The 13,596-nt window shown below is 73.5% G+C and carries 8 protein-coding genes; 4 read left to right on the plus strand and 4 right to left on the minus strand.

Going from position 1 to position 13,596, the window contains the following annotated elements; genetic code table 11:
* Positions 1-2 precede the first annotated feature (2 nt).
* The 4 genes from M8316_RS04180 to M8316_RS20435 all read left to right on the plus strand — a co-directional run bounded on the left by M8316_RS04180 (position 3) and on the right by M8316_RS20435 (position 7,236).
* Positions 3-3,869, plus strand: coding sequence for a DNA-directed RNA polymerase subunit beta' (locus tag M8316_RS04180; RefSeq protein ID WP_250052276.1), 3,867 nt, complete (start codon positions 3-5; stop codon positions 3,867-3,869).
* A 276-nt stretch (positions 3,870-4,145) separates the two neighbouring features.
* Positions 4,146-5,432 carry a geranylgeranyl reductase family protein gene (locus tag M8316_RS04185; protein WP_250052278.1) on the plus strand — a complete coding sequence of 429 codons (1,287 nt, stop codon included), beginning with the start codon at positions 4,146-4,148 and terminating at the stop codon, positions 5,430-5,432.
* A 9-nt stretch (positions 5,433-5,441) separates the two neighbouring features.
* Complete coding sequence (locus M8316_RS04190) at positions 5,442-6,284, plus strand: lysophospholipid acyltransferase family protein (protein WP_250052280.1); 843 nt, start codon at positions 5,442-5,444, stop codon at positions 6,282-6,284.
* Positions 6,285-6,309: 25 nt separating this feature from the next.
* A complete protein-coding gene (locus M8316_RS20435) occupies positions 6,310-7,236 on the plus strand; it encodes an NUDIX hydrolase (RefSeq protein ID WP_308195952.1) in 927 nt (308 codons plus the stop codon).
* A gap of 19 nt (positions 7,237-7,255) precedes the next feature.
* On the opposite strand, the gene M8316_RS04205 is transcribed toward M8316_RS20435, so the two are convergent.
* From M8316_RS04205 to M8316_RS04220, 4 genes are read right to left on the minus strand one after another with little or no spacing between them, the layout of a single operon-like run.
* Positions 7,256-8,455: a hypothetical protein gene (locus M8316_RS04205; RefSeq protein WP_250052282.1), complete on the minus strand. Its 1,200-nt coding sequence runs from the start codon at positions 8,453-8,455 to the stop codon at positions 7,256-7,258.
* 15 nt (positions 8,456-8,470) lie between these two features.
* Positions 8,471-10,024 carry a PstS family phosphate ABC transporter substrate-binding protein gene (locus M8316_RS04210; protein WP_250052284.1) on the minus strand — a complete coding sequence of 518 codons (1,554 nt, stop codon included), beginning with the start codon at positions 10,022-10,024 and terminating at the stop codon, positions 8,471-8,473.
* A complete protein-coding gene (locus tag M8316_RS04215; protein WP_250052286.1) occupies positions 10,024-11,217 on the minus strand; it encodes a hypothetical protein in 1,194 nt (397 codons plus the stop codon). Before M8316_RS04215 ends, M8316_RS04210 begins: the two co-directional genes overlap by 1 nt.
* Positions 11,214-13,595, minus strand: coding sequence for a hypothetical protein (locus M8316_RS04220; RefSeq protein ID WP_250052287.1), 2,382 nt, complete (start codon positions 13,593-13,595; stop codon positions 11,214-11,216). The genes M8316_RS04215 and M8316_RS04220 overlap by 4 nt, the downstream gene beginning before the upstream one ends.
* Between the last annotated feature and the right edge of the window lies 1 nt (position 13,596).

Consider the following 13,596-nt stretch of genomic DNA (forward strand, 5'->3'; position numbering starts at 1 on the left):
CCGTGCTCGACGTGAACTTCTTCGACCAGCTCCGGATCGGCCTGGCCACCGCCGACGAGATCCGCCAGTGGAGCCACGGCGAGGTCAAGAAGCCGGAGACCATCAACTACCGCACGCTCAAGCCCGAGCGTGACGGCCTCTTCTGCGAGAAGATCTTCGGTCCCACCCGGGACTGGGAGTGCTACTGCGGCAAGTACAAGCGCGTGCGCTTCAAGGGCATCATCTGCGAGCGCTGCGGCGTCGAGGTGACCCGTTCCAAGGTGCGTCGCGAGCGCATGGGCCACATCGAGCTGGCCGCGCCCGTGACCCACATCTGGTACTTCAAGGGCGTCCCGTCGCGCCTGGGGTACCTGCTCGACCTGGCCCCGAAGGACCTCGAGAAGGTCATCTACTTCGCGGCCTACATGATCACCTCCGTCGACGAGGACGCCCGTCACCGCGACCTGACCTCCCTCGAGGGCAAGGTCGGCCTGGAGCGTGAGCGTCTCGAGCGCCGGCGCGACCAGTCCCTCGAGGACCGGGCCGCCAAGCTGGAGACCGACCTCGCGGCCCTCGAGGCCGAGGGTGCGAAGTCCGACCAGAAGCGCAAGGTCAAGGACGGCGCCGAGCGCGAGATGAAGCAGCTCCGCGACCGGGCGCAGCGTGAGCTCGACCGCCTCGAGGAGGTCTGGGACACCTTCAAGAACCTGAAGGTCCAGGACCTCATGGGCGACGAGCTGCTGTACCGGGAGATGAAGAACTGGTTCGGCAAGTACTTCGAGGGCCACATGGGCGCCGCGGCGATCCAGAAGCGCCTCCAGGACTTCGACATCGCGGCCGAGGTCGAGAACCTCCGCGAGACCATCGCGACCGGCAAGGGCCAGAAGAAGGTCCGCGCCCTCAAGCGCCTCAAGGTCGTCGACGCCTTCCGCAAGACCGGCAACCAGCCGATCGGCATGGTGCTCGACGCCGTCCCGGTCATCCCGCCGGACCTGCGTCCGATGGTGCAGCTGGACGGTGGCCGCTTCGCGACCTCCGACCTCAACGACCTGTACCGCCGCGTGATCAACCGCAACAACCGCCTCAAGCGGCTGCTCGACCTCGGTGCGCCCGAGATCATCGTCAACAACGAGAAGCGGATGCTCCAGGAGGCCGTCGACTCGCTGTTCGACAACGGTCGCCGCGGTCGTCCCGTCACCGGCCCGGGCAACCGGCCGCTGAAGTCGCTGTCCGACATGCTCAAGGGCAAGCAGGGTCGCTTCCGTCAGAACCTGCTCGGCAAGCGCGTGGACTACTCGGGCCGCTCGGTCATCGTGTCGGGTCCGCAGCTGAAGCTGCACCAGTGCGGTCTGCCCAAGCAGATGGCGCTGGAGCTGTTCAAGCCGTTCGTGATGAAGCGCCTCGTCGACCTGTCGCACGCGCAGAACATCAAGTCGGCCAAGCGCATGGTCGAGCGCGCCCGCCCCGTGGTGTGGGACGTGCTCGAGGAGGTCATCACCGAGCACCCGGTGCTGCTGAACCGTGCGCCCACGCTGCACCGCCTCGGCATCCAGGCCTTCGAGCCGCAGCTGATCGAGGGCAAGGCCATCCAGATCCACCCGCTCGTCTGCGGCGCGTTCAACGCCGACTTCGACGGTGACCAGATGGCCGTCCACCTGCCGCTCTCCGCGGAGGCGCAGGCCGAGGCCCGCATCCTGATGCTGTCGACGAACAACATCCTCAAGCCGTCGGACGGCCGTCCGGTGACCATGCCCTCGCAGGACATGATCATCGGCCTGTTCTGGCTCACCTCCGACCGTGGTGAGCAGAAGGGCGACGGCCGCGCCTTCGCGTCGCCGGCCGAGGCCGTCATGGCCTTCGACCGCGGCGAGATCTCCATGCAGAGCACCATCAAGGTCCGCCAGGACGACGTGGTGCCGCCGGAGGGCGTCGAGGGTCAGCTGGGCGAGGCGGTGGTCTTCCCGACCACGCTCGGCCGCATCCTGTTCAACGACCTGCTCCCGATCGACTACCCGTACGTCAACGGCGAGGTCGGCAAGAAGAAGCTGGGCCAGATCGTCAACGACCTGGCGGAGCGCTACCCCAAGGTCGTCGTCGCGGCGTCGCTGGACGCGCTGAAGGACGCCGGCTTCCGCTGGGCGACCTTCTCCGGCGTCACCGTCTCCATCGACGACGTCACGACCCCGGACGACAAGCCGGGCATCCTCGCGGGCTACGAGAAGCAGGCCGCGAAGGTGCAGAAGGACTTCGAGCGCGGTCTGATGACCGACGACGAGCGCCGTCAGGAGCTCGTGGAGATCTGGACCGAGGCCAGCCGCCGCGTCGGTGACGCGATGGAGAAGGCCTTCGACCCGACGAACCCGATCTACATCATGGTCCACTCCGGTGCGAGCGGAAACATGAACCAGATCCGTCAGGTCGGCGCCATGCGTGGTCTGGTGGCCAACCCGAAGGGCGAGATCATCCCGCGCCCGATCAAGGCGAACTTCCGTGAGGGCCTCTCGGTCCTGGAGTACTTCATCTCCACCCACGGTGCTCGCAAGGGTCTGGCCGACACCGCCCTGCGTACCGCGGACTCGGGCTACCTGACCCGTCGTCTGGTGGACGTCAGCCAGGACGTGATCATCCGCGAGGAGGACTGCGGCACCGAGCGCGGCCTGCCCAAGGTCATCGCCGAGCGCACCGAGTCCGGGGCCCTGGTCGCCACGGAGAACGTCGACACCTCGGCCTACGCCCGGTGCTCGGCCACCGAGATCACCCACCCCGAGACCGGCGAGGTGCTGGTCGAGGCGGGCGGCGACCTTGGCGACGTGAAGATCGACGAGCTCATCGCGGCCGGCGTGGAGAGCGTCAAGCTCCGCTCCGTCCTCACCTGCGAGGCCCGCACCGGTACCTGCGCGAAGTGCTACGGCCGCTCGCTGGCCACCGGCAAGCTCGTGGACATCGGCGAGGCCGTCGGCATCATCGCGGCCCAGTCCATCGGTGAGCCCGGCACGCAGCTGACCATGCGTACCTTCCACACCGGTGGTGTCGCGTCGGCGTCCGACATCACGCAGGGTCTGCCCCGCGTCGTCGAGCTGTTCGAGGCCCGGTCCCCCAAGGGCCGTGCCCCGATCACCGAGGCCGCCGGTCGGGTCGAGATCGAGGAGACCGACAAGGCCCGCAAGGTCCTGGTCACCCCGGACGACGGCTCGGAGGTCCAGGAGTACCCGGTCTCCAAGCGTGTGCGTCTGCTCGTCTCCGACGGTGACCACGTCTCCGTCGGCCAGATGCTCACCGTCGGTACCCCGGACCCGCAGGACGTCCTGCGCATCCTCGGTGTCCGTCGGGCCCAGGAGCACCTGGTGGGCGAGGTCCAGCAGGTGTACCGCTCGCAGGGCGTGTCGATCCACGACAAGCACATCGAGATCATCGTGCGGCAGATGCTGCGGCGCGTGACGGTCATCGAGTCGGGCGAGACCCACCTGCTCCCGAGCGACCTGGTCGACCGGACCCTCTTCGAGGAGGAGAACCGTCGCGTGGTCTCCGAGGGCGGCAAGCCGGCCTCGGGCCGTCCGGTCCTCATGGGCATCACCAAGGCCTCGCTGGCGACCGAGTCGTGGCTCTCGGCGGCTTCCTTCCAGGAGACCACCCGCGTGCTCACCGACGCGGCCATCAACGGCCGCAGCGACTCGCTGCGCGGTCTGAAGGAGAACGTCATCATCGGCAAGCTGATCCCGGCGGGTACCGGCCTCGAGCGGTACCGCAACGTCCGGGTGGAGCCCACCGAGGAGGCGCGTGCCTCGGCCTACTCGGTCACCGGGTACGACTCCTACGACTACGAGTTCGGCAGCACCGGCGGCCAGGCCGTCGCGCTGGACGACTTCGACTTTGGCTCTTACCAGAACTAGCGCGCAGCGCTAGGTCTGGTCACCAGGAGCCAGATCGAGCAAGGAAGGCCCCGCTCGCGCTTGCGCGAGCGGGGCCTTCCGCGTCGAGATCATCTCTTACCAGAACTGACGTCACCTGCGAACGGCCCCGCTCCCACTCCGGTGGGGGCGGGGCCGTTCCGCGTCCGGAGCCCTGTGCGGGCGCGGACGTCATCCATCCGAGGGAGTGGACGTCCGCCCCGTCTGACGTCCCCCCGTATGACCTCCCGACTGGGCGCACCTGCCAGAATCGGGGACGTGAGCAGCGCCGCCGTGACCGCCCGCCCCACCGAGACCGACGTGCTGGTGGTCGGGGCAGGTCCGGCGGGCTCGGCGGCGGCGGCCTGGCTGGCCCGCGCCGGCGTGGACGTGGTGCTCGCCGACGCGGCCACCTTCCCGCGGGACAAGACCTGCGGTGACGGCCTGACCCCGCGCGCCGTGCACGAGCTGGCACAGCTGGGGCTCGAGGACTTCCTCCGCGGGCGCACCGTGAACCAGGGCCTGCGGGCGCACGGCTTCGGCCAGACCCTGCACCTGCCGTGGCCCGGCGGTCACCTGCCCGACTGGGGCAGCGCCGTGCCGCGCACCGAGCTCGACGACCGGCTCCGCCAGGTGGCGGTGGACGCCGGCGCGGTCGACGTCCAGGACGCCCGCGCCGTCGACGTCCGCATGAGCGGGAGCCGGGTGGCCGCCGTGGTCCTCGAGCGACGAGGGGACGGCGGCCGTGCCGAGGCCGAGCGCTTCGAGATCGCCTGCCGTCGCCTCGTGGTGGCCGACGGCGTCCGCTCGCCCCTGGGCAAGGTGCTGGGCCGGGAGTGGCACCGCGACACCGTCTACGGCGTGGCCGGGCGCAGCTACGTGACCAGCGAGAAGCACGACGACCCCTGGATCAGCTCCCACCTGGAGCTGCGCGACGAGGAGGGGCAGGTGCTCTCCGGCTACGGGTGGGTCTTCCCGCTCGGCACCGGGGAGGTCAACCTCGGCGTCGGCACGCTCGCCACGGCCAAGCGGCCCGCCGACATCGCGGTCAAGCCGCTGATGGCCTTCTACGCCGACCAGCGTCGGGCGGAGTTCGGCCTCGGCGAGGAGCTGCGGATGCCGACCTCCGCCCTGCTGCCGATGGGCGGCGCGGTCAGCAACGTCGCCGGCCCGAACTGGGCGCTGATCGGCGACGCCGCCGGCTGCGTCAACCCGCTCAACGGCGAGGGCATCGACTACGGCCTGGAGACGGGCCGGTTCGTGGCGTCCCTGCTGGGCGACCTGGGCCCCGACGCCCACGGGCTCGCGTCGGCCTGGCCGGCGCTGCTGCGCGAGCACTACGGCGAGGCCTTCTCCATCGCCCGCCGCCTCGCCGGCTTCGTGACGGTGCCGTGGGTGCTGCCGCGGATGGGTCCGGCCGGCATGCGGTCCACGGCGCTGATGACCCTGGCCCTGCGCTGGATGGGCAACCTGGTCACCGAGGAGGACCGCGACGCCGCGGCTCGGCTGTGGCGAGTGGCCGGCAAGGGCTCCGTCCGCCTCGACGACCGTCCGCCCTTCTCCTGAGCCCGCGCGATGACCACACGAGCGGGCCGCACGGTGCGCGCCGACGCCTGCCCGGTCGCCGGCGGCCGCGCCGGCGGCGGTGAGCGGGTCTACGACGCCGTCACCCGCACCGGGCACCGCCTGCTGGGCTCCCTGGCGGTGCAGGAGCGCTGGACCGGGCTCGAGCACGTGCCCACCAGTGGGCCGGTGGTGATCGCCGGCAACCACCACGCGTTCCCGGACTTCGCCGTCGCCGGCCACGCGCTGCTCCAGCGCGGCCGCTACGCCCGCTTCCTGTGCCGGGGCTCGTTCTGGGGCTGGGCACCGCTGGGCCGGGCGCTGGACACGATGGGGCACGTGCCGGTCGACTTCGCCGCCCCGGCGGCCGCCCTGCTCGCCGCCCGCAGGCTCCTGGACGACGGCGAGGCGGTCGTCGTCTTCGGGCAGGCCGGGTTCGGCCACTCCTACACCGTCGAGCGGCTCATGCCGGGCGCCGCGGCGCTCGCGCGGCTCACCGGCGCCCCGCTGGTGCCGCTGACGCTGTGGGGCACCCAGCGCCTGTGGCCGGTCAAGCGGCACCCCGAGGACCGGCCGGCGCTGCCGCGTCCGCGCCGCCACGCCGTCGTCGACGTCGTGCTCGGGGAGCCCCTCGCACCCGGTGCCGACGACGCGGCCACCACCCGGGCGCTCGGCGCCGTGCTCGACGGCACCCTCACGCGGCTCCAGCGGCTGCCCTCGCACCGGCCGCGGCCGGGCGAGAGCGACCCGACCTACCCGGCCCACCTGGGCGGCGGCGGGCTCGGCCCGGCCGAGGCCACGCTGCTGGACCGTCGTCCGCCCGGGGTCGTGGACCGCGGGTGGGGCACGCGCTGACGCCCGCGCCCCGTAGGTTGGGCGCGTGAGCGAGCAGCAGCACGACGAGGCCGACGACCAGAGTCAGACCCCGCCGCAGGTGCAGCGCCTGGCCGCCTACGCCCTGGTGCTGCGTGGCGAGCAGGTGCTGCTGAGCCTGGTCGCGAGCCACATCCGGCCCGACGACCTGTGGACGCTGCCCGGGGGCGGGGTGGAGCACGGCGAGCACCCCCGCGAGGCCGTGGTCCGCGAGGTCCACGAGGAGACCGGGCTGTCCGTCACGGTCGGGGAGACGAACCGGGTGATCAGCCAGCATCGGCCGGACGCCACCTGGGCCGACGGTCGGCGCAGGGACTTCCACCACGTGCGGATGGTCTTCGAGGGCTGGGTGCCCCGGGACTCGCCCGCCCCGCGCACCGTCGAGGTCGGGGGCAGCACCCGGGACGCGGCCTGGCTGCCGCTCGCCGACGTGCTGGCCGGCCGCGTGCCCGTGGACGCGCTGGTGCGCGAGGCGCTCGCCGGCCACGCCGTCGTCCGGCACCAGCGGCTCTCGGCCTACGCGCTGCTGCGCCGCGACGACCGGGTGCTGCTCACCCGCGTCTCCGCGCGCGGCGCGCACCCCGGTGCCTGGACGCTGCCGGGCGGCGGGGTCGAGCACGGGGAGGACCCGGCCACGGCGCTGGTGCGCGAGGTGGGGGAGGAGACCGGCCTGGAGGTCGCCCCGGCGGGGCTGCTCACGGTGCACGACACCCACTTCACCGGCACCGCGCCGAGCGGGCGCACCGAGGACTTCCACGGCGTCCACCTCGTCTACGCCGCCACCCTCACCGCCGGGGACGAGCCCGCCGTCGCCGAGGAGGACGGCACCACCGACGAGGCGGCCTGGCACCCCGTCACCGACGTGCTGGACGGCGAGGTGGGGGTGCTGGACGTGGTGCTGGCGGCCCTGCGCGCCGACGCCGGGCCCGCCTGAGCAGACGCCGGGCCGCCGGTCAGAAGCGGGCCGCCGCGACCTCGCACAGGTTCAGGGCTGGGTCGGTGTCGTTGACGATCCAGTAGCTGGAGACGATCAGCGTGCGCACGGCCCCGTCGGCGTAGTACCAGATCCGCAGCATGCCGTTCTCGGGCAGCTGGACGGGCGGCACCAGCCCGGCCACGGGGTCGTACTCCGCCTCCTCGACGACCACGTGGTCGCGCACGTCGCCCTCGGCCTCGATCCGCTCGACGTAGGTGCCGACCCACGGGCCGTCGGTGTCGGGGTCCTCGTCGGCCAGCGCCTCGGCGATGGCCGCCGCGGTCTCCTCGGAGGGGTAGAAGGTGACCTCCTGCACCGGGTCGGAGCCGTCGACGGACTCGCGGCAGGTGAACCGGACGCTGCCGGCGGCGCCGAGGTCGACCACCTGGCGTCGCGGGGCGCCGTCGTCCTCGCCGTGCCAGGAGAGACCCAGCACCTCGTCGGTGCGCGTGGTGACGGTGGCCTTGACCCGGCAGTACTGCCGCTTCACGTCCTTGCGTCGAAAACCCTCCCAGTACCACTCCAGGTAGAGGGACGAGACGGGCAGCGTGTTCGACCGGCCGACCTCGGCCTGGCGGCCACGCCGCTGGCTGATGACGCCGTGGGCGAAGCCGGAGGAGCGTCCCTCGACGGGCGTGGCCCGGTTGAGGCCCTCGTGGGCCTGCTTGCCGGTGCCGCCGGTGCCGTCGTCGTCCGCGGTGGCGTAGCGGTAGATCCGCACGGTCTTCACCGCCACGGTGTCCTTGCCGCGCTTGTTCTGGTGCTTGGCCAGCCACATCTGCGTCTCGGGGCTGCGGTGGTAGGGCCGCAGCCGCAGGATGGTGTTGTTCGGCCGGCACACGGCGGTCAGGACGCCGATCCCGGGCACGGTCACGGAGTCCTGTCGCTCGCCCCGGTTGCCGCGCCAGCGCACGAGCAGGGTGGAGGTGCGCAGGTCGCGGCGCGCGGCGGTGCGGGCGGAGGCGCCGTCCGTGGCGCTCGCCGCCGAGGTGGCGTCGGTGGTGGCCTCGGACGAGGCGTGGGCCTGCGCCGCGGGGCTGAGCGTGCCGTCGGCGCCTGCCGCGGCGCCGCCGCCCAGGCCGCCGAGGAGCGGCAGGAGGACGGCCAGGACGAGCGCGACCACCCCCGGCGCCGCGGGGCGGCGTCGGGGGTGGTCGGTGCAGCGGTGGTGCATCACGGTCGGGCGGGTCGGCTACTGGCCGGCCGACCCCGTCGCGGTCGCGGACGGCGAGGCGGTGGTCGTCGCCGAGCTGGTGGCGTCCGCGGCGGCCCCGTCGCCGGAACCGGACCCGGACCCGGTGGTGACGGTGTCGCCCTCGAGCTCGAGGTACTCCGGCTCCTCGCGGCCCGTCACCCAGCGGCGCTGGGTGGCGATCTGGTCGTCGGTGACGACGACGAGCTGCCCCGCCTCGTCCAGGCCCGTGTTCTGCTGGGTGGTCTGGAGGTCGGCCTTGGCGTTGTCGAGGTAGTACAGGAGGAAGTCCTGCACCTCCTCGCGCTCGAGGGAGCGCTGCGTGGTGGTGAGCAGGTACGGCCGCGACAGCGGGTACTCGCCGCTGGTGATCGTGACCGGGCTCGGGAACACGCAGTTCTCGGTGCCGTCGAGGGTCACCTCGAACGGGCGGAGCTCGTTCTCGAAGACCTGGTAGTAGGAGAACCCGAAGTAGCCCACGCGCCCGGTCAGGGCGTCGATCCGCTTCTGCGCGGCCTTGCTGACCGTGAGCTGCCGCGCCGCGGTGCGCTCCTGGGCCTTGAGGCTGAGCAGGGAGGCCTCGGCCTTGGCCAGCGAGCGCTTGGCCTCCGCCAGGCGCGCGCGGTCGGCGGCCCGGGTCTCGGCGTCGCGGCCGGTGCGGATGCCCTTCTTCACCTCGAAGCGGGCGGTGCGCAGCTCGGCACGGGCGTCACGGACGACGCCGGTCTGCTGCTTGATGTAGGTGGCCAGCTGCTGGCGCTGCCGGGTGTAGGTGCGCTCCTGCGAGGCGAGCCGCTCGTCGCGGTCGTTGCCGACGATGCTGAGCCGGGTCTCGCGGTCGGTGTCGTAGCTGACGTAGTCGGAGCGGACGGTGACCCGCGCCGGTTTGGTCGTGTCGAGCACCGCCTGGCCGAACCAGGTGAAGCGGGAGTCGCCGTAGGGGGCGCCGAGCGCGGTGAGGTCGACGTCGTCGAAGTTGTCACCGACCTGGGCCCAGCTGGTCACCGGCGAGCCGGCCCGGTAGATCTCGGCCAGCTGCTCGAGGCTGACGCAGTCGCCGCCGACGTCCGTCTCGTTCTTGATGGCCACGACGAGGGCGTTGGCGGCGACCTCGATCTGGACCAGGTCCAGGCCGTTGGCCGCGCAGGCGTCGTACTGGGCCTGGGTGAGCGTCGTGTAGGAGTCGACGACGTCGATCTGGCCCGAGCAGAGCCGCTGGAACGCCAGGTCGGTGTCGCTGACCTTGCGGTCCACGATGGTGTCGGTGTCGTTCTCGCCGCCGGTGTCGGTGTTGAACGCCAGCCGCTCGAAGTTCGTCAGGCCGTTGTCGATGCCCTCCACGGTGACCGTCTGGTCGGGCAGCGTCGGGAGCGCCTCGTAGGCGGCCTCGGTGGGGTTCACGGGCGTGGACGGGGCGACCGTCACGGTGGCGGTGGCCTGGGCGTCGGCGACGAGGTCGGTGCTGCCCGAGTCGGTCGAGCACGCGCCGAGGAGGCCGGCGCCGGCCAGGAGGGCGGAGGTGGCGGCGACGGTGCGGGTCGTGCGGCGGCGCATCAGTTGCTCCCGGCGGACTCGGTGGTGGACGCGTCCGCGGTGGCGGAGGCGGTGGCGCCCTCGGTGCCGGCCGCGGACTCCGCGACCTTCTCGGGGGTGGGGTAGCGGTACTTCTTGCCGACCGTGGTGACCTCGAAGTCGTCCAGCGTCAGGCCCTGGAGCTCCTGGCCGGTCAGCAGGTCGGCGGTGACGTCGCGCTGGGCGTAGAGCGTGGGCACCTCGGCCCGCTCGACGACGATCGCGCCGTAGGTGCGCAGCGCCAGGACCAGCGCGTCGGCGTACCGCTTCTGGTCCGCGGTGAGCGTGATCCGGTTGCCGTCGGCGTCGCGGGGGGCGCGGAAGGTGACGTCGCCCTTGAGCCGGATGCGCGCACCGATGGGCAGCGAGGCCGCACGGCCGTTGCCGTCGGTGGACGAGGCGGGGCTGACGTAGAAGTCGGACGACGGGGCCGGCACCGCGATGGCGAGGGCGTGGTCGATCGTGCCCGTCTCCAGCTCGGCGGGCCGGATGAGGCCCGCGAACAGCGGCAGGCCCGAGCCGCGCGCGGAGACCTCGCCGGCGGTCTGCCAGCCGGAGCCGTCCAGGTTCCACTTCTTCATGTAGTGGTACGAGATCGACCCGTCGTCCTCGCGGCGTGCGCGCCACAGGTCGTAGGCCACCGAGTTCTGGGTGTCCAGGATCGTGTACCAGCCGTCGTACTCCGGGTAGGGGTCGACGTCCTCGGGGATGTCGAGCGTGATGGTGTCGTCACCGTCGCCGCAGGTCTTCTGCCGGCAGGTGACCTCGGTGGGCGTGCCGCCGGCGACGACCGGGACGGTCCACTCGACCGTGTTGATCCACAGCGGGTCGGTGACCTCGTTGACGACGCGCACGAACTGGCCGTTGCGCTTCTCCTCCCAGCCGATGCGGGTCATGGCCAGGCTGAGCATCCGGTCGCTGCGGGGGTCCACCGCCAGGTCGTCGGCGCGGGTGTTCCACACGGAGGCGTCGTTGAAGAAGCGCTGCTCCGTGGTGGCGTCGCCGCCCGTGGTGTCGGAGTCGTCGCTGCTGGCCGCCGCGGTCACCGTGACGGTGGCGTCGGGGGAGGCAGCGGTGTCGGAGTCGCCGTCGCCGCAAGCGGCGGCGACGAGGGCCAGGGTCACGATCGCGGCGGCGGCGCCGGTGCGGCGGCCGGGGCGGGTGAGGGTCTTCATCGCTCCTCGTCCAGGTCGGTGGGGTCGAGCTGCTCCAGGTGCTCGGCGAACCGGGCGGAGACCGCGCCGAGGTGGCGCAGGGTGGCGTCGTCGGGACGCGGGCCGCGGACGGGTCCGCGGCGGGGGCCGTTGAGGAGCGCGTGCGCCTCCCGGCGGGCGTTCAGGCGGATGAGCTCGGCGTCGAGCTCGGCCTGCGCGGTGACCAGCTCGCAGCGGCGTGCCGCCTCGAGCTCGATGGCCTCCAGGTGGAGCTGGGTGGCCTGCTGGGCCGCCTGCATGCGGGCGATCACCGAGCGGGCCACGTCGTCGACGCTGACGTCGATGGAGGTCTCGCCCATCCCGAGCCCGGCCAGCGTCGCCGAGACGAACGCCTCGCCGGCGGCGGCCGCCTCCGCGGCGGCCTGGCGGCTCGCGCGGGTCGCCTCGCGCTGGGCCTGGCGGGCCTCGACCACGCTGCGGGCCCGGGTCGGCTGGTGGGTCGGCTGGTGGGCCTGGTGGGCCTGGTGGGCTGCCGGGGGCTGGTGGGCTGCCGGGGGCTGGTGGGCGGCCGGCGTCGCGGGGGCCTCGAGGGCGTCGGTGTCGAACGCGGCGTAGCCGGTGTCCTCGGCCTCCTCCCAGGCGCCGTCGCGTGCCCCGTCCCCCTTGTCGTGGGCCGTGTCGTGGCCCGCCTCGTCGTCCACGGACCACCAGGGGTCGGCCTGGCCGGGCCGGGTGCGGGCGGTCTCGTCGAGCAGGGCGCCCCACGGGTCGGCCGGCAGCGGACGCTGGGCCGCGCGGCGGGTGTCCTCCCAGGTGCTGGGCACGGGGCGGAGGCGTCCGGCCGGTGCGGTCTCCTCGGCGGGCCGCAGGTCCCTGTGCTCCTCGTGGGTCGTGTGCTGCTCGTACACCGTGTGCTCCGGCGCCGGGACGCCCACGGGGCGCTCGGTCGGCTGCTGGAACGACGGCGAGGCCGCGTCGGGCCGCGCGGTGGCGCGCGGCGGCACCGGGCGGGCGGACGTGGCGGGGCGCTCCTCGGCGCGCGGTGCCGTGCCGGCGGGGGCCGCGGGCCAGGGCGCGCGGGGGCCGGCGGGGGCGGGCCGCGGCTGGTCCGTGCCGTGGCCGTGCTCGACCTCCGCCTGCACCTCGGTGGGGGCGGGCTGGGCGGTCTTCTGCGCGGCGGTGCGCTGGGCGGCGGAGCGGCGCAGGGCCGCGGCCGTCGGGGGCTTGACGTCGCCGGCCTCCACGGGCCGCCCGGCACGGGGCGCGGGACGGTACGGGTGCGCGACGCTCTGGGCCCGCGCGACCGCCTGACGGCGGTTCTCCTCGGCGAGCGCACGGCGCTCGGCCTCGGCGTCGTGGTCGACCGCGACCGACTTCGGCTCCGGCCGCGGGACCGGGCGGCGCGCGGCGCGCACCGCGAGGCTCGGGCGCTCGACCACCGGCACGGCGACCGGCTCGGCGACCGGCTCGGCGACCGGCACGGCGACCGGGGTCTCGGCCTCGGGGGCAGGAGCGGGCTCGGAGCTCTCGGTGGGCACCTCGACCGACTCCTGGGCGGCCCGGGCGGCGGGCGCCCAGACGAGGTCCTCCTCGACGGCGGAGACCGGCTCGGGCGCGACGTGCTCGGCCACCGGGCCCGACCAGGTGGCCGCCTCCAGGAAGTCGGCCGGTCCGGCGATCGCCAGGCCCTCGGGCACGACACCCCGGCGCGGAGTCTCGACGACCTCGACCTCGACCTCGACCTCAGCCTCGGCCGCCTCGGCGGCAGCCTCCACCGGCTCGACGGCCTCGACCGCCTCGGCGGTCCCAGCGGTCTCGGTCCCAGTCGGCTCGACCGTCGCCGGCTCGGCCCGACGGGCCACCGGCGCGGCCTGGAACAGCACCCGCGCGGAGTCCTCCACGACGGGCACGGGGCTCGACACGGGGCTCGACACGGGGCTCGACACGGGGCTCGACACGGGGCTCGACACGGGGCTCGACACGGGGGCCGGGGCAGCAGCCTGCACGGACCCGGTCCGCTCGCCTCGTCCGCGCCCCCGGCGCCGCTGCACCGTCACCGGCTCGGCGTCGACCGACGCCGCGCTCGGCACCTCGGGCGAGGGGGAGGGGACCGCCACGGGAGCGGCGAAGAGGTCCACGTCGGGGGCGTGGAGCTGCGGGCCGTCGGCCGGGCTGGTGACGGGGCTGCTCACGGGCGCGGGCGCCGCCACGGCCTCCGGGGCGGGCCCGGTGGGCTCGGCGGCTTCGGCGTCGGCCACCTCGGAGGCGGCCTCGGCCTGCTCCCTCGCCTGGGCGAGGCGCAGGGTGAAGTCGACCTGACCGATGCGGTCCGCGCGACCCACGGACAGGATGTCCTCGAGGGTCGGCGGCGGCTGGATGCGGGCGCGGTTGTCGATCATG

Origin of the sequence: Nocardioides bruguierae, from assembly GCF_023554635.1 — a bacterium.
GTDB classification, from domain to species: domain Bacteria; phylum Actinomycetota; class Actinomycetes; order Propionibacteriales; family Nocardioidaceae; genus Nocardioides; species Nocardioides bruguierae.